18 protein-coding genes and 1 pseudogene are annotated in these 15,843 nt (G+C 64.6%); 10 read left to right on the top strand and 9 right to left on the bottom strand.

Going from position 1 to position 15,843, the window contains the following annotated elements; all coding sequences use genetic code 11:
- Window positions 1–18: 18 nt before the first annotated feature.
- The 4 genes from JQ566_RS00205 to JQ566_RS00190 form a co-directional block, all read right to left on the bottom strand.
- Window positions 19–1,584: an alkaline phosphatase D family protein gene (locus JQ566_RS00205; protein WP_212367681.1), complete on the bottom strand. Its 1,566-nt coding sequence runs from the start codon at window positions 1,582–1,584 to the stop codon at window positions 19–21.
- A gap of 281 nt (window positions 1,585–1,865) precedes the next feature.
- A complete protein-coding gene (locus JQ566_RS00200; protein WP_212367679.1) occupies window positions 1,866–2,285 on the bottom strand; it encodes a hypothetical protein in 420 nt (139 codons plus the stop codon).
- 156 nt (window positions 2,286–2,441) lie between these two features.
- The gene (locus JQ566_RS00195; RefSeq protein WP_212367676.1) at window positions 2,442–2,600 is read right to left on the bottom strand and encodes a hypothetical protein; all 159 of its coding nucleotides are present in this window, start codon (window positions 2,598–2,600) and stop codon (window positions 2,442–2,444) included.
- 22 nt (window positions 2,601–2,622) lie between these two features.
- A complete protein-coding gene (locus JQ566_RS00190; RefSeq protein ID WP_212367673.1) occupies window positions 2,623–2,997 on the bottom strand; it encodes a PRC-barrel domain-containing protein in 375 nt (124 codons plus the stop codon).
- Window positions 2,998–3,196: 199 nt separating this feature from the next.
- Between JQ566_RS00190 and JQ566_RS00185 the strand changes: the two genes are divergently transcribed.
- The 5 genes and pseudogenes from JQ566_RS00185 to JQ566_RS00165 all read left to right on the top strand — a co-directional run bounded on the left by JQ566_RS00185 (window position 3,197) and on the right by JQ566_RS00165 (window position 5,045).
- The gene (locus JQ566_RS00185; RefSeq protein WP_212367670.1) at window positions 3,197–3,424 is read left to right on the top strand and encodes a hypothetical protein; all 228 of its coding nucleotides are present in this window, start codon (window positions 3,197–3,199) and stop codon (window positions 3,422–3,424) included.
- A gap of 12 nt (window positions 3,425–3,436) precedes the next feature.
- Window positions 3,437–3,529: pseudogene (locus tag JQ566_RS00180) on the top strand (DUF4142 domain-containing protein); the annotation flags it as partial.
- 99 nt (window positions 3,530–3,628) lie between these two features.
- Window positions 3,629–4,213 carry a phosphatase PAP2 family protein gene (locus JQ566_RS00175; protein WP_212371402.1) on the top strand — a complete coding sequence of 195 codons (585 nt, stop codon included), beginning with the start codon at window positions 3,629–3,631 and terminating at the stop codon, window positions 4,211–4,213.
- Window positions 4,210–4,557: a DUF3147 family protein gene (locus tag JQ566_RS00170; RefSeq protein ID WP_212367667.1), complete on the top strand. Its 348-nt coding sequence runs from the start codon at window positions 4,210–4,212 to the stop codon at window positions 4,555–4,557. Before JQ566_RS00175 ends, JQ566_RS00170 begins: the two co-directional genes overlap by 4 nt.
- Window positions 4,557–5,045 (top strand): DUF3147 family protein, encoded by a 489-nt coding sequence (locus JQ566_RS00165; RefSeq protein WP_212367664.1) that lies wholly within the window; start codon window positions 4,557–4,559, stop codon window positions 5,043–5,045. Before JQ566_RS00170 ends, JQ566_RS00165 begins: the two co-directional genes overlap by 1 nt.
- Here the strand turns inward: JQ566_RS00165 and JQ566_RS00160 are convergent.
- On the bottom strand, window positions 5,042–5,209 hold the full coding sequence (locus tag JQ566_RS00160; RefSeq protein WP_212367661.1) for a hypothetical protein: 168 nt from the start codon (window positions 5,207–5,209) through the stop codon (window positions 5,042–5,044). The genes JQ566_RS00165 and JQ566_RS00160 overlap by 4 nt on opposite strands.
- Window positions 5,210–5,380: 171 nt before the next feature.
- On the opposite strand from JQ566_RS00160, the gene JQ566_RS00155 reads away from it, so the two are divergent.
- Window positions 5,381–5,626, top strand: coding sequence for a hypothetical protein (locus JQ566_RS00155; RefSeq protein ID WP_212367646.1), 246 nt, complete (start codon window positions 5,381–5,383; stop codon window positions 5,624–5,626).
- Window positions 5,627–5,771: 145 nt separating this feature from the next.
- On the opposite strand, the gene JQ566_RS00150 is transcribed toward JQ566_RS00155, so the two are convergent.
- The 3 genes from JQ566_RS00150 to JQ566_RS00140 all read right to left on the bottom strand — a co-directional run bounded on the left by JQ566_RS00150 (window position 5,772) and on the right by JQ566_RS00140 (window position 6,476).
- Window positions 5,772–5,975 carry a hypothetical protein gene (locus JQ566_RS00150; protein WP_212367644.1) on the bottom strand — a complete coding sequence of 68 codons (204 nt, stop codon included), beginning with the start codon at window positions 5,973–5,975 and terminating at the stop codon, window positions 5,772–5,774.
- Window positions 5,976–6,045: 70 nt separating this feature from the next.
- The gene (locus JQ566_RS00145) at window positions 6,046–6,270 is read right to left on the bottom strand and encodes a hypothetical protein (protein ID WP_212367641.1); all 225 of its coding nucleotides are present in this window, start codon (window positions 6,268–6,270) and stop codon (window positions 6,046–6,048) included.
- An 8-nt stretch (window positions 6,271–6,278) separates the two neighbouring features.
- Window positions 6,279–6,476: a hypothetical protein gene (locus JQ566_RS00140; protein ID WP_212367638.1), complete on the bottom strand. Its 198-nt coding sequence runs from the start codon at window positions 6,474–6,476 to the stop codon at window positions 6,279–6,281.
- A gap of 93 nt (window positions 6,477–6,569) precedes the next feature.
- On the opposite strand from JQ566_RS00140, the gene JQ566_RS00135 reads away from it, so the two are divergent.
- The 3 genes from JQ566_RS00135 to JQ566_RS00125 all read left to right on the top strand — a co-directional run bounded on the left by JQ566_RS00135 (window position 6,570) and on the right by JQ566_RS00125 (window position 15,153).
- Complete coding sequence (locus JQ566_RS00135) at window positions 6,570–7,082, top strand: DUF4142 domain-containing protein (protein ID WP_212367635.1); 513 nt, start codon at window positions 6,570–6,572, stop codon at window positions 7,080–7,082.
- A 273-nt stretch (window positions 7,083–7,355) separates the two neighbouring features.
- Complete coding sequence (locus tag JQ566_RS00130; protein ID WP_212367632.1) at window positions 7,356–13,652, top strand: HAMP domain-containing protein; 6,297 nt, start codon at window positions 7,356–7,358, stop codon at window positions 13,650–13,652.
- Window positions 13,653–13,665: 13 nt separating this feature from the next.
- Window positions 13,666–15,153 carry an HWE histidine kinase domain-containing protein gene (locus JQ566_RS00125; RefSeq protein WP_212367629.1) on the top strand — a complete coding sequence of 496 codons (1,488 nt, stop codon included), beginning with the start codon at window positions 13,666–13,668 and terminating at the stop codon, window positions 15,151–15,153.
- Here JQ566_RS00125 and JQ566_RS00120 read toward each other — a convergent pair.
- On the bottom strand, window positions 15,150–15,371 hold the full coding sequence (locus tag JQ566_RS00120) for a hypothetical protein (protein ID WP_212367611.1): 222 nt from the start codon (window positions 15,369–15,371) through the stop codon (window positions 15,150–15,152). The two genes, JQ566_RS00125 and JQ566_RS00120, sit on opposite strands and share 4 nt — an antisense overlap.
- A gap of 141 nt (window positions 15,372–15,512) precedes the next feature.
- Here JQ566_RS00120 and JQ566_RS00115 point away from each other — a divergent pair, with 141 nt between their 5' ends.
- On the top strand, window positions 15,513–15,770 hold the full coding sequence (locus tag JQ566_RS00115; RefSeq protein ID WP_212367608.1) for a hypothetical protein: 258 nt from the start codon (window positions 15,513–15,515) through the stop codon (window positions 15,768–15,770).
- The last annotated feature ends 73 nt before the right edge of the window (window positions 15,771–15,843 follow it).

Below are 15,843 nucleotides of genomic sequence, written 5' to 3'. Positions count from 1 at the left end.
TCGGACGCGATCCGTTCCTCACGAATGCTGCGCCACCACGGCCGGACGCACCTGCGGCTGCGGCACGATATCGACCGACCAGAGGTCGCGGTTGTCGACATCTTTCAGCGTTACCCTCATCACGCCGGTTGCACCATCGATGTCGACCCTGCCGAAGAACTGCAAGCCGAAGCACGGCGCCAGATTCTCGCCCTGCGCTGCGCTACAGCCATGCTGGTACATCGCGACCGGGCCAAAGGTGTCGTCGAGCTCGCCAGGCCCCCAGGTGCCGGCATGCAGCGGGCCGGAGACGAACTCCCAGAACGGGTCAAAATCCTGAAATTGCGCCTTGTTCGGATCGTAGTAGTGCGCGGCGGTGTAGTGCATGTCGGCAGTGAGCCAGACGATGTTGCGGATGCCGGCGCGCTTGATGGCGGAAAGCAGATCGGCGATCTCGTGCTCGCGCCGGTCGGGCGGCCCATCGCCAAGCGCGACGGCATCCAGGCTGATCAGGCCGATCGGCAAATCGGCCGCGATCACTTTCCAGGTCGCGCGCGAGGCGGCGAGCTCGCGCTTCAGCCAGGCGAGCTGCTCGGCGCCCAGGATCCAGCCGCGGCGATCATCGCCTTTGTTCCAGCTGTCGTCGCGGTAGCTGCGCATGTCGATCATGAAGACGTCCAGCAGCGGGCCGTAGGCGATCTTGCGATAGACGCGTCCTTTTCGCGCACCGATGTCGCGGATCGGCATGAATTCGAAGAAGGCGCGGCGGGCGCGCGCGACCAGGCGCGGCGTGCCGTCGTCCTCACAGCCGGCCTCGTCATAACTGCCGATCGGCGACCAGTCGTTGGTCACCTCGTGATCGTCCCATTGCGCGAACATCGGCACCTCCGCGTGGAAGGCGCGGAAGTGCTCGTCGAGGTGGTTGTATCTGTAATTGCCGCGGAACTGCGCCAGGGTGTGCGCGACCTCGGATTTCTCCTCGGTGACGATGTTGCGCCATGTCTCGCCATTCGGCAGCTTTTGTTCGGCGGGAATCGTGCAGTCTGCGTAGATGTGATCGCCGGAGTGGATGAAGAAATCCGGACGGTTGTCGAGCATGGTCCGATAGCTGCGGTAGCCGCCGCGGGAGACGTCGATGCCCCAGCCCTGCCCCGCGGTGTCGCCGGACCACAGGAACGAGATCGACTGGCCAGCTGCCGGCGCGGTACGGAAATGGCCGATGCGGGTTTCGCCGGCAAGACCGGTGGCAATGTCGTCGAAGCGGACACGGTAGAAGATGTCCTGCCCGGGAGGCAGATCGTTCAGCAGCAGTTTTGAGGTGAGATCGGCGTCAGGCCGCGCATCGCCGGAGGCCGACGCGATGATGGTCTTGAAGCTCTCGACGGTCGAACATTCCACCTGCATCCGCGCGGGCCGGTCGGCGCGCGCCCAGATCACGGCGGAGCCGCCGGAGACATCGCCGGACTGGATGCCGCCTGCGATCTGCGCGCGGTCGGCGGCGCGGCTGAGGTGAGGCTTCGCAAGCGAGGCAATGGTGAGGCTGGAGGCGGAGCGGACCAGGAACTGCCGCCGGGTCCATGCGCGCGAAGCGCGGGGCGTTGCCATTCAGGAGACCTTCGTCGAATCGCGACGAAAGGTGCCTGCGCTCCTTGACTCCCGGCTTACGGTTTCTTGACTCGGGGCCTACGGTTTTACGACGCGGGGATGACGGGCGAGATACAGCCCGGGGGTGCGCTCCCTCGCCCCGCTTGCGGGGAGAGGGGGAGTCTCGACGGGGGCGGTGACAGTTGGACTCGCGGAGGCTCCCCCTCACCCGGATTGCATCTTCGATGCAATCCGACCTCTCCCCGCAAGCGGGGAGAGGTGAAGCGGCCGCAACGTCGCGGCTAGCGCTTCCAGTTGCAAATGCCGCCGGAGCGGCAGGGCCAGGTCTGGATGCGCGTGTCCATCGCCTGTGCATCGAGCGGATTGCCATGGCGATGTGACAGCCTGGTGCGTGCTGCGCCACGCGGCTGGGTGCCCTTCGTATGCGCGACCTTCGGCTCGGCCACACGGACGCGTTCGGCGGCAACCTTCTTCGGCACGTCGACGGGCTCAGCGCGCGCCTGCGCCTCGTTGCCACCGCGCGCTTCGAGTGCGACCGGTGCGAAGTGCGTCTCCGGCCCGAGACGCTTCGGCGACAGCACGGCCTTGGACAGATCGAGGCCGAGATATTCGTCGGGCTTGTAGTCGTCAGCGCGCGCAATGCCTCCCCCTGCGATCGCGAGGGCAAAAGCAATTGCGAAGGGAACGCTTTTCAGGACCACGGACGCCTCCTGAAATCGATTTATGAAAGGGGGTAATTTACCCCTATTTAGGAGGCGTCGCGCGCAATTCCAGCGGCCAAATGCGGCCGTGGTTAAGAAGTTTTGAGGTGTCAGGCGACCTCGCGTCGCTTCGGTCCCGTCCAATGGGGCGCAGCTTCAGTGCGTCTTCGTCTCGTGCCACTTCTCGAGATCGGGCTTCACCTCGTCCGAACGCTGCTCCTTCTCGGGATTGCCCTTCCAGGGCTTGTCCGTCTGTCGGTGCGAACCCCAGTCGTTCTGCTGCCGGGGATCGTCATTGGGCCGTTCCTTGCTCATCGATCTCCCTTTCCCTGAAATCTCAAGCGAAGGGAACACCGTAATAGGAGTTGATGCCGCGCACCGCGGCGTCGTCACTCCAGTTCCAATCGCTTCGTGCGGCGTATTTCGGCGCGCCCTCCAGCTCCTTGGTGGTGATGCCGGTGACATAACCGCCGAGCTCGGTGTCGTATTTCAGCGACTGCCAGGGCAACGGGTAGTGGTCGTTGCCGAGTCCCAGGAATCCACCGAAGCCGAGCACGGCGTATGACACCTGACCACTGATCTTGTCGATCATCACGCGCTCGATCGAACCGATCCGGTTGCGATCGGCGCCATAGACCGATGTTCCCTCGACCTTGTCGCTGCCGATCAAACGGCCCGTCTCACTGCGATCCAGTTCGTCTCGGTTCAACATCGAAAATTCTCCACTCAGCCACGTGCAAAACCAACCGGACAGGCACGCGATCGTTCCGGTGCATGTTCCCTGAGCGGGTCAGGAACATCGCACGAAACGGGTGGTTCTCTGAGTTTCATACACCTGCCAAGCCAAGGACCACGCGCAATGTCCCAGAGCGTCTCCGACTTCATCGCCCAGCATCTGCATGAGGCGAACCATGAGTGACTTCCGCGATATCCAGCACGGCGTCAACGACCCGGTCGACGGCGTCGACGTGAAGTGGCATTTCAACGACAACCGGACGCCGCATGAGCGGGCGCAGCGTCATGCGGACGTACGGGCCGACGCAACCGCCACGCCGGCCGAGCCGTTTCTGCCCGAGCGGCTTCGACGCAAGCCGACTGATCCCCTCAATCCGCGGACCGGTCGGAATCCCGCGGATTGACCGTTAGGAACCTCGGCACTCGGCGTCGCGCCGACCACGGCCGACTTCGTCAAGCAGGTCGCCATCAGCGACATGTTCGAAATTGAATTGAGCAAGCTCGCTGAGTCGCTGGCCAAGCATCTCGCCTCCACCGATTCACTCAGGAACCTTCCTTGTCTCCGGGCTTTACAAAACCGTCGCGGAGGAGATCTCGCCGGCGGACCGATGGCACCCGTAACAATCAAACCCACCCGGATCGATACGGCGATCGCGAACGAGATCGCACAGAACACCAACTCAAGTCTCGAGCACGCCGCCCAAGCAATGACCTGGGTCGCCGACGAGCATGTGATGGTCGCACTCGCTGCGGCGGGATGGCTTTGCACCCGGCTCCGGCATCCGCAGCAGCGTCCCGTTGCCGATCATGTCCTGGTGGTCTCGCTGGTGACGGCCGTATTGCCGCATGTGTTGAAATCCCTCTTCGATCAGACGAGGCCCGACCGGCTGACGGTTAGCGGCCATTGGCGCGGTGTTCCTTATTCGGGGCGCCCCCGCGACGCGTTTCCCTCAGGTCACGCTGTGCATATGGGCGCGCTTGCTTCGGCCGCCGACCTGTTGCCGCCAGCCTCGCGCCGCTGGGCTCGCTCGCTGGCCGTAGCTCTGTCGCTGACGCGCGTGGCGCTGCTCGCGCACTGGACCAGCGACGTGGTGGCAGGCTTCACACTCGGCATCGTCGTCGAGCGACTGTTCAGGCCGTTCACGCTGGCGAAGTCGCAGCGGCGGCTCGAAGCTTCGCGGGTACGGCCATGACGGAATATCTCGTGCGCTTCGTCGCCGGCGGTCTGATCGTATCCGTCTTCGCAATCTTCGGTGACATGCTGCGGCCAAAAAGCTTTGCCGGGCTGCTCGGCGCGGCGCCGTCGGTCGCGCTGGTCACCCTTGGCATCGCCGTGGTCCAGCACGGCCCGCAATATGCTGCGGCCGACAGCTGGACGATGATCTATGGCGCCATCGCGCTCGCCTGCTACAGCCTCGTCGTCTGCCACCTCCTGATGAGATTCCGTCTCGGCGCGCTCCCCGCCACGATCCTGGCCTTTGCCGTATGGCTCGTGGTCGCCTTCGGTCTGCTCGCCGGTTTGGGAGGTGCCGCCTGATGCCGGTCAAGCTATCGTCATCGGCGCTGAAAGAGACGCGTTGGTACGAATACGCCATTCGCTTCGTGCTCGGCGGCTTCGCGACGGTGCTCGCCGGAGTCATTGGCTCGCAATTCGGCGTTTCTGTCGGCGGGCTCTTCCTTGCACTTCCAGCCATCTTCTGCGCCAGCGCGACGTTGATCGAAAGCCACGAGCGGCACGCCAAGGAGAAGGCCGGCCTGAGCGGGCGACGTCGCGGACAGAAGGCCGCGGCGCTCGATGCCGCAGGCGCGGCACTCGGCAGCATCGGCCTCGCGGCGTTCGCCGCCGTCTTCCATGCCACCGTCGGGGCAAGCGTCGCATTCGCTTTCATCGCCGCGTTGACTGTCTGGGCGATCGTTTCCGTGTCGGCCTGGTGGCTCAGGCGCAAGCTTCGCATTGTCACACACAAATCGCGCCGATCAGCCCGTTCGCCATCGGCAACGGGCTCTCGCTTCGTGAAGCCTTAGCTCGCTTTCGCCCCCGTCGAAGTCCGCGATTGCGGCGGCTGGAGGCCGGGACTGTTCGCCCAGCGCTCGACTTCATCGATGACCTTCTGATGGCTTGGCCGCACCGGCTCGGGCGCTTCAGGCTCTTCCGAAAGCTTGCGAGGTAACCTGACTTCGTCCGTCATGGCCTCTCTCCCTTTCGGGAAGAATGCACCATGGCAGGATACGCTTCAATCTAACTCATTGACTACGCTGGATATTTTTACTCATTTGGAGACTTTGCCGACTCTGGCGGAACTCCCGCCAAGTTGGTTCGTTGAGTAAACTACTCAACCTACTCAATCTGCGTGATCGCCATGAACGACCTTCGCGCCGAGCGCCTTCAGGTCATGCTCTCGCCGGAAGAGTTGGCCGCCATTGACGATTTCCGGTTCAAACACCGCATGCCGACGAGGGCGGCAGCAGTCCGCGAACTCCTCAAGTTCGGACTGGCCGCTTTGGGCGTCGATGCCGCTGCCGGCGTGAAGTCAAGCAGCTTCGGCGTGTTCGGCCGCGGGCCTGACGGACATACTCAGGGGGACCCGGAGAGCGGCGGCGGCTGACGCAGGGAAGCCCCCTCCATAAAGCAAACGGCCCCGGCACGGGGGTGCCAGGACCGTCCTTGGAGATTGCTTCCGGCGCACCGGGGGCATGACGACCGGAAGCAATCCGTCGACTCTTCCCGCGGGAATTCGTTCCTCGTGAGAACTAGCCTGTCGCGTCGCTCGAACCGTCCGGCATCGCGCCGGATCCTGGCGTCTTGCTATCGTCGTTCAGCTTGGGATCGCGCGTCGCTTCACGCGAGGGCGAGCCTTTCGGATCCGTCTTGTGCACGGACTGTGCACGCTGCTTGTCGCGTGGCTGCTCCTCCGCACGCTTGTCCTTGACGATGCCTTGGTCGGAATGGGCCATGATGGGCTCTCGCTTCACCTGGTGTCTCGGAGCGCTTACGCACTGCGGCGTCGAATGTTCCGATGCACGGCTAACTGCGCGCCGCGTGGACAGCAGCAGATGCGTTCTCGAGATGCACCTGCCGCACCGTCGTCACCGTCGCGAACGCGACCGAGACGCCAAAGGCGAGAATGAGGGAAAGAAGAGCCAGACGCGGAGCCATCGCCAAAACCTCCTTCTGAAACTGGAAATCGACGCGATCGACGGTTCCCGGATCATCCCAAATCAATTGTTTGCCTTCCGTGCGCGGTCTCACACGTAGATTCACACGTCTCGCTTCGGAGCAGCAATGTGGAGCGAAACGGGCGGGATTTCGCCATCGAGCCAATCCTGCTCGTTCGCGAGCGCCATCCACGCTTCGGCCATGCGCGAATAGCGCTTGTGGGCGGGTTGTCCGTCGGCTCGCTCGGCGAGCTGAAGACAGTTGTCGGCGTTATCCCTGAGGATGTCAGACTGTTTCATGTGGAGGACGTGGGGACGGAACTCTCGCGTCGCAACCCGCTTACCGGATCGTAATGCGAAGGGAACTTCGCACGCCGTTCGTCATTGATTTCGATGCAAGTTGTTGCCGCAATCATCCTGGCATTCATCAGCACCGCGGCGCTCGCCGACAGTACCGGCGAGCGGAAGCTTGGCGAACCGCCACCGACGGCGGTTGAAGTTATCAGCAGCGTCTACAATTTCAGCGGATTTCAACAGGGTCTTCTCGAGAACACCGACCTCAAGGGCAATGCGGAGGTCAAAAATCTCGCCGCCCTGCGCGCCGAGGAAGCGGCCAAGCGCGACAAGAGTCTGAAGGAGATCCAGAAGGCAATTGGCGCGGAACTGCACGTCGGCAGGGCAACATCCCCGACCGCGAGCCTCGTCGAGCCCGAAATGTCGGATGGTCCAACCTACGTCAGAAGCTTTTATGCCGCGCAGATTCCCGAGTACGAATCGATCATCAGCCTGCTTGAGCGCTATCTGAAGGCGCCCGACAATACAGCGCTGGCAGCGTTCGCGCGCGAGCAGCTCCCGATGCTGCGCTCGCAGGTCAGGGACGCGGAGCGCACCATGGCGGACAAGTAGCCGTCTACGGGCTAACCGTCGGGCGCGGCGCTCCGTTCCGAACAGTGAATGCCGGGATGGACGAGCAGAGCGGCGGGCCCACGAGGGCATTTCCTTCCGAGTGGCTTGGAACCAATTCGGAGGATCATCGTTACTTTAGCCGGGCTGAGCAAAGCGGGTTCCATTTCCTAGCGTGTACCATGGCGCTTGATTTCGAATTTGGCTGACGCTCTATTCCATTTCGACCAAACGCGTCTTGCCTCGGATTCGGTCGACGCTTGCGGGGGAATCAGTATGAGCGACCTCGAACCCGGAACTGCATCGCGCTCCGGTCGTCGCGTCCCAAAACCAAAAACCAACGGTACGTCGGAGCCCGATTCCCGGGCGGAGCTTTTGCTCGCCTTGCAGGCGATGCGCAGCGGCGACTTTTCGGTGCGCATGAGCGGCGACTATCTCGGCATAGACGGCAAGATTGCCGACACACTTAACGAAATCATCGCCGCCAACCAGCGCATGGCGCAGCAGCTCGAGCTGGTCGGCCAGGTTGTGGGGCGCGAAGGCAAGACCCGCCAGCGCGTGAAGTTCGGCCTCGCCTCGGGCTCCTGGGCCGACATGGAAGGTTCCGTCAACACGCTGATCGACGACCTGTTGTGGCCGACGCGCGAGGTGACGCGCGCGGTCGCCGCCGTCGCACAAGGCGACCTGCTCCAGACCGTCAAGCTCGACGTCGATGGCCGTCCGCTCGGCGGCGAGTTCTTGCAGTCTGCGACCATCGTCAACACCATGATCAAGCAGCTCGGCGTGTTCACCTCCGAGGTGACGCGCGTCGCGCGCGAGGTCGGCACCGAGGGCAAGCTCGGCGGCCAGGCCCAGGTGCCTGAGGTGACCGGCGTCTGGAAGGACCTGACCGAGAGCGTCAGCTCGATGGCGAACAACCTGACCAACCAGGTTCGCAACATCGCCGAGGTGACGATCGCGGTCGCCAATGGCGACCTGTCCAAGAAGATCACGGTCGACGTCCGCGGCGAGATCCTCCAGCTCAAGGAAGCCATCAACACGATGGTGGACCAGCTCCGCTCCTTCGCCTCCGAAGTGACGCGCGTGGCGCGCGAGGTCGGCACCGACGGCAAGCTCGGCGGCCAGGCGATCGTGCCGGGCGTCGCCGGCACCTGGAAAGATCTCACCGATTCCGTCAACGCGATGTGCGGCAACCTGACCGCACAGGTGCGCAACATCGCCAACGTCACCACCGCCGTGGCGCGCGGCGACCTCTCGCGCAAGATCACGGTGGACGTGCGCGGCGAGATCCTGGAGCTGAAGGACACCATCAACACCATGGTGGACCAGCTCAACTCGTTCGCTTCGGAAGTGACGCGCGTCGCGCGCGAGGTCGGCACCGAGGGCAAGCTCGGCGGCCAGGCCCAGGTGCCGGGTGTGGCCGGCACCTGGAAGGACCTCACCGACAACGTCAACTTCATGGCCTCGAACCTGACCGCGCAGGTCCGCAACATCGCCGACGTCGCAACGGCCATCGCGAGCGGCGATCTGTCGAAGAAGATCACGGTGAACGTGTCGGGCGAGATCCTTCAGCTGAAGGAGACGCTCAACACCATGGTCGACCAGCTCAACGCCTTCGCCGGCGAAGTAACGCGCGTCGCCCGCGAGGTCGGCACCGAAGGCCGGCTCGGCGGCCAGGCCAACGTGCTCGGCGTCGCCGGCACCTGGAAGGACCTGACCGAGAGCGTCAACTCGATGGCCTCGAACCTGACCGCGCAGGTCCGCAACATCGCGGAGGTGACGACGGCGGTCGCCGGCGGCGACCTGTCGAAGAAGATCACCGTGGACGTGCGCGGCGAAATCCTCGAGCTGAAAGACACCATCAACACCATGGTGGACCAGCTCAACGCCTTCGCCGGCGAAGTCACGCGCGTGGCGCGCGAGGTCGGCACCGAAGGCAAGCTCGGCGGCCAGGCCGTGGTGCGCGGCGTCGGCGGCACCTGGAAGGACCTCACCGACAGCGTCAACTCGATGGCCTCGAACCTGACCGGCCAGGTCCGCAACATCGCCGAGGTCGCGACAGCGGTGGCGAAGGGCGATTTGTCCAAGAAGATCACGGTGAACGTGTCGGGCGAGATCCTCCAGCTGAAGGAGACGCTGAACACGATGGTCGACCAGCTCAACGCCTTCGCCGGCGAAGTCACGCGCGTCGCGCGCGAGGTCGGCACCGACGGTAAGCTCGGCGGCCAGGCCGACGTGCCGGGCGTCGCGGGCACCTGGAAGGATTTGACCGACTCCGTGAACTCGATGGCGGGCAACCTCACCGCCCAGGTCCGCAACATCGCCGAAGTCGCGACCGCGATCGCCGGTGGTGACCTGTCCCGCAAGATCACTGTGGACGTGCGCGGCGAGATCCTTCAGCTCAAGGACACGCTGAACACCATGGTCGACCAGCTCAACCGCTTCGCGGGCGAGGTGACGCGCGTTGCGCGCGAGGTCGGCACCGAAGGCCGCCTCGGCGGCCAGGCCAACGTGCCCGGCGTGGCCGGCACCTGGAAGGACCTCACCGACAGCGTCAACTCGATGGCGGGCAATCTCACTGCCCAGGTCCGCAACATCGCCGAAGTGACGACCGCCGTGGCGCGCGGCGACCTCTCGCGCAAGATCACCGTGGACGTGAAGGGCGAAATCCTCGAGCTGAAGAACACCATCAACACCATGGTGGACCAGCTCAACGGTTTCGCAGGCGAAGTCACGCGCGTCGCCCGCGAGGTCGGCACCGAAGGCAAGCTCGGCGGCCAGGCCGAGGTGCCCGGCGTCGCAGGCACCTGGAAGGACCTCACCGACAACGTCAACTTCATGGCCTCCAACCTGACGGCCCAGGTCCGCAACATCGCCGAGGTCGCGACCGCCATCGCCGGCGGCGACCTCTCGAAGAAGATCACGGTGGACGTGCGCGGCGAGATTCTGCTGCTCAAGGACACGCTGAACACCATGGTCGAGCAGCTGCGCTCCTTCGCCGCCGAAGTCACGCGCGTCGCGCGCGAGGTCGGCACCGAAGGCCGGCTCGGCGGCCAGGCCGTCGTGCCCGGCGTCGGCGGCACCTGGAAGGATCTCACCGACAACGTCAACCTGCTCGCCGCGAACCTCACCACGCAGGTCCGCAACATCGCCGAAGTCACCACGGCGGTCGCGCGCGGCGACCTCTCGCGCAAGATCACCGTGGACGTGAAGGGCGAAATCCTCGAGCTGAAGAACACCATCAACACCATGGTGGACCAGCTCAACGCCTTCGCCGGCGAGGTCACGCGCGTGGCGCGCGAGGTCGGCACCGAAGGCAAGCTCGGCGGCCAGGCGCAGGTGCCCGGCGTCGCAGGTACGTGGAAGGACCTCACCGACACCGTGAACCTGATGGCTGCGAACCTGACCGAGCAGGTGCGCGGCATCGTCAAGGTGGTGACCGCGGTGGCCAATGGCGATCTCAAGCAGAACCTGACGATGAAATCGCGCGGCGAGGTTGCCGCTCTCGCCGACACCATCAACAACATGACCGAGACGCTCGCGACCTTCGCCGATCAGGTGACGTCGGTGGCGCGCGAGGTCGGCGTCGAAGGCCGGCTCGGCGGTCAGGCCAACGTGCCCGGTGCCGCCGGCACCTGGAAGGACCTCACCGGCAACGTCAACCTGCTCGCGGCCAACCTCACCTCGCAGGTGCGCGCGATCGCGGAAGTGGCGACCGCCGTGACCAAGGGCGACCTGACGCGGTCGATCCAGGTCGACGCCCGCGGCGAGGTCGCGGAGCTCAAGGACAACATCAACACGATGATCACGAACCTCCGTCTCACGACGGACGTGAACACCGAGCAGGACTGGCTGAAGACCAACCTCGCCAAATTTACCAACATGCTTCAGGGCCAGCGCGACCTCACCACCGTCGGCCGGCTGCTGCTCACCGAACTGTCGCCGCTGGTGAACGCCCATACCGGCGTGATCTACCAGGTCGAGAACGAGGACAGTCCGCAGCTCCTGCTGCTGGCCTCCTACGCCAGCGATGGCGTCTATCCCTATCTGCCCGTGCTCCAGTTCGGCGAAGGCCTGATCGGCCAATGCGCCCTCGACAAGCGGCCGCGCATGGTCGCCGACATTCCGTCCGACGTTGTGCCGATCAACTCGGCGCTGTTCCGCGTTGCGCCGAAAAACCTCGTCGTGCTGCCGGTGCTGTTCGAGGGCCAGGTCAAGGCCGTGATCGAGCTCGCCTCGCTCATCTCCTTCACGACCTCGCAGATGACGTTCCTGGAACAGCTCACCGACTCCATCGGCATCGTGCTCAATTCGATCGAGGCGACGATGCAGACGGAAGGTCTGCTCAAGCAGTCGCAGCAGCTCGCCGGCGAGCTGCAGACCCAGCAGCGCGAATTGCAGCAGACCAACGACCAGCTCGAGCAGAAGGCGCAGCAGCTCGCCGAGCGCAACGTCGAAGTCGAGCGCAAGAACCAGGAGATCGAGCAGGCCCGGCGCGCGCTCGAGGAGAAGGCGACCGAGCTCGCGCTGACCTCGAAATACAAGTCCGAATTCCTCGCCAATATGAGCCACGAGCTGCGGACGCCGCTGAACTCGATCTTGATCCTCGGGCAGCAGCTCGGCGACAACCCGGATGGCAACCTCTCGGCCAAGCAGGTCGAATTCGCCCGCACCATCCACGGCGCCGGCACCGACCTGCTCAACCTCATCAGCGACATTCTCGATCTCTCGAAGATCGAGTCCGGCACGGTGACGGTCGACGCCGAGGAGATCCCGACCGCGAACCTGCTCGAGACCGTCGGCCGGCCGTTCCGGCACGAGGCAGACAACCGCAACCTGTCGTTCAAGATCGACGTCGATCCGAACCTGCCGCGCAGCATCGTCACCGACTCCAAGCGCCTGCAACAGGTCCTGAAGAACCTGCTCTCCAACGCCTTCAAGTTCACCGCCGAAGGCGAGGTGCGCCTGAAGGTCGCCGGCGCGGTCGGCGGCTGGGGGACCGATCACCCGGTGCTGAACTCCGCGCCGGCCGTGATCGCCTTCGAAGTGTCCGATACCGGCATCGGCATTCCCCTGGAGAAGCAGAAGCTGATCTTCGAGGCGTTCCAGCAGGCGGATGCCGGCACCAGCCGAAAATATGGCGGCACCGGACTCGGACTCGCGATCAGCCGCGAACTCGCGAGCCTGCTCGGAGGCGAGATCCATCTGCGCAGCGCGCCGGGCAAGGGCTCGACCTTCACGCTTTACCTGCCGTTGAAATATTCCGGCCCGACGCTCGCGCCGCGCGCTGCGCCGGCGTCACAGCAATACAGCCAGCCGCCGGCGCTGCAGCCGGCCGCGCCCGACCAGCAGCGCGTCGTCGAGCAGCTTCCCGACGATCGGCTCAAGCTCGAGCCCGGCGACACCATTCTCCTGATCGTCGAGGACGATCCGCACTATGCCCGCGTGCTGGTCGATCTGGCCCGTGACAAGGGCTTCAAGGTTCTGGTCGCCGCCCGCGGTGCCGAAGCGCTGGATATGGCCAAGCAGTACCAGCCGACGGCCGTCTCGCTCGACGTGTTCCTGCCCGACATGCTCGGCTGGACCGTGCTGAGTCAGCTCAAGCACAATCCGCTCACCCGCCACATCCCCGTCCAGATCATTACGCTCGACGAGGACCGCCAGCATGCGCTGGCGCGCGGCGCATTCTCCTTCGTCAACAAGCCGACGACGACCGAGGGCGTCTCCGCCGCCCTGACGCAGATCAAGGAATATGCGCGGCCGCGACGCAAGCGGCTGCTGATCGTCGAGGACAACGAGGCCGAGCAGCTTTCGATCCGCGAACTGCTGCACCACGACGACATCGAGATCCTGGCAACGGATACCGGGGCCGGCGCGCTCTCGACGCTGCGCGAGCAGCCCTTCGATTGCGTGGTGCTCGACCTGCGGCTGCCCGACATGAGCGGCTTCGAGGTGCTCGACCAGATCCGCAACGACGAGGCGCTGTCGAACATCCCGGTCGTGGTGTTCACCGGACGCGAGCTCTCGGCGGAGGAGGATGCCGAGCTTCACACCATGGCGCGCAGCATCGTGGTCAAGGGCGTGGAGTCGCCGGAACGCCTGCTCGACGAGACCGCATTGTTCCTGCACCGCGTGATCACGGAGCTGCCGATCGAGAAGCAGCGCATGCTGGAGAAGCTGAACAGTTCCGACGAGGACCTGATCGGCAAGACGGCCCTGCTCGTCGACGACGACGCCCGCAACATCTTCGCGCTGTCGAGCGTGCTGGAACGACGCGGCATGAAAGTGCTGACGGCGACGACCGGCAGCGAGGCGGTGGCACTGGTCGAATCCAATCCGGAGATCGCGATCGTGCTGATGGACATCATGATGCCGCAGATGGATGGCTATCAGACCATCGGCGTGATCCGCGAGAACCCGGGCTTCGCCCGTGTTCCGATCATCGCGTTGACCGCCAAGGCGATGAAGGGCGACCGGGAGAAGTGCCTCGAAGCCGGCGCGTCCGACTACCTCGCCAAGCCCGTCAACACCGACCAATTGCTGCTTGCGATCCGCATGTGGCTGCACCGCTGAGTGGGATCCGCGAATGGACCACGACAAGGTCAATATCCTCCTCGTCGACGACCAGCCCGCCAAGCTGCTCGCCTATGAGGTGATACTGAAGGATCTCGGCGAAAACCTCGTGATCGCCGCCTCGGGGCGCGAGGCGCTGGAGGTGCTGCTCAAGACCGAGATCGCGGTGATCCTGGTCGACGTCTGCATGCCCGAGCTCGATGGTTTCGAGCTCGCCGCGATGATCCGCGAGCATCCGCGCTTCCAGAAGACCGCGATGATCTTCATCTCGGCCATCCAGGTCAGCGACATCGACCGGTTGCGCGGCTACGAGATGGGCGCGGTCGATTACGTGCCGGTACCGGTCGTGCCGGAAGTGCTGCGCGCCAAGATCAAGGTGTTTGCCGAGCTCTACCGCAAGACGCGCGAGCTCGAACGGCTGAACCACGAGCTGGAGGATCGCGTCCGCGCACGCACCGCTGAACTGGAAAGCTCCACCGCGAAGCTGCGCGAGAGCGAGCAGCGGCGCAGCATGGCGATCGCTGCCGGCAAGATGGGTTCCTGGGACTGGGACTGGATCAGCGGCGATTGGATGTGGGACGAGGGGCAATACCGCATCTTCGGCGTCGGCCCGGAGAGCTTTGAGGTCAATCCAGCCAACGTTCAGGGGCTGCTGCACCCCGATGACGTCGATCAGTTGCGCAAGGCGATCGCCGAATTCAACAAGGGCACACGCGCCTATGAGACGGAGTTCCGCATCGTGCGGCCCGACGGCGAGGTGCGCTGGTGCGTCGGCACGGCGGCCGCGACGGTCGACGAGAGCGGGCGCGTGGTGCGCGTCAGCGGCGTCACCGTCGATATCACCGAGCGCAAGCGCGCCGAGGAGCGGCAGAATCTCCTGGCGCGGGAAGTCGATCATCGCGCCAAGAATGCGCTGGCGCTGGCGCAGTCGATCGTGCGCCTCACGCGGGCCGACGAGGTCAAGGCCTATGTCAACGCCGTCGAGGGACGCATCAATGCGCTGGCGCGCGTGCACACCATCCTGTCGCTGTCGAGCTGGCAGGGCGCCGAGCTCTCCAGGCTGATCGACGAGGAGCTTGCGCCCTATTCGCTCGGCGACCAGATCAGATTGGCGGGTCCCGAAGTTCAGTTGCTGCCGGCGACGGCCCAGACGCTGGCGCTCGCACTGCACGAGCTTTTCACCAACTCGGCAAAGTATGGCGCGCTCTCGACTCGATCGGGGCGGCTCGCCATCGATTGGCAAGTCGAGAACGAGCTGCTCACGCTGAGCTGGGCGGAATCCGGCGGTCCGCTGGTCATGACACCGAAGTCGCGCGGCTTCGGCACGCGGAGCCTGCTTGCGAGCATCGAGTCCCAGCTTGGCGGGCAGGCGCAGTTCGATTGGCGCGCCGAGGGCCTGTTGTGCCGGCTTGAGGTGCCGTTGACACGCAAGACGGCGACGACCGCACTCGGCAAATTCGACACCGCCGGCTCCGCCGAATTGCAGCGCGCATCCGGTTAGCCGGACACTGCGCTCGTCATGCGCTGGGCCATCCGCGGTTCGCGCGCGACGCGTCCTTCGAGCCAAGCTTCCGTTTGGGCGAGATCGCGCAGCGCCCTGGCATAGCGGCGAGCCGCGCTCCGCTCCGCTCCACGCGGGAGCTTGCGCGCCTTGCGCAGGATGTCGGCGGCCGCGTTGCGATAGGCCAGCGAGCGGTAAAGAAAGACTACCTTACCCATATTGATGTTCCCGTTTTGATGGCCCCCATCCTCGCAAGCCCGGCATGAACATCGGATGAAGCTCCTAATGACAATTCCTTCAAATCGAATGGAACCAGGGAATCGCGCGCGCGTTGGCATGCCAGTTCGGGATGCAGTCCCATGCGCTCCAAGAAGTCGTCCGAGCTGATCTCTGCCAGCGGCCTTATCAAGCTGATGACGCATGCAATGATGGGCGCAGCCCTCGGCCTCACCTTCAGCCTCACGCTCGTCCTGTCCAATCCGGCCGTGGCCAACCTGCTGAACAACGGCGGAAGCCAGGCCGCTGCGGTCTTCGCCCTCACCTTGGTGACGACGTTCGCGATCGGCGCGACGCTGACCGGCGTCGTGTTCATCCTTGCAGAGGACAATCAATCTTGAAGCGCGCGTGACGCGTGAGAGATGCTTTGTTGGGAACTCCTGCGGCGAATAGCGGTTGGCTGCCTGCGTCAAT

Source organism: Bradyrhizobium sp. SZCCT0231 (genome assembly GCF_018130245.1).
GTDB lineage: Bacteria > Pseudomonadota > Alphaproteobacteria > Rhizobiales > Xanthobacteraceae > Bradyrhizobium > Bradyrhizobium japonicum_F.
This window is presented reverse-complemented; position numbering and strand designations above follow the sequence as displayed.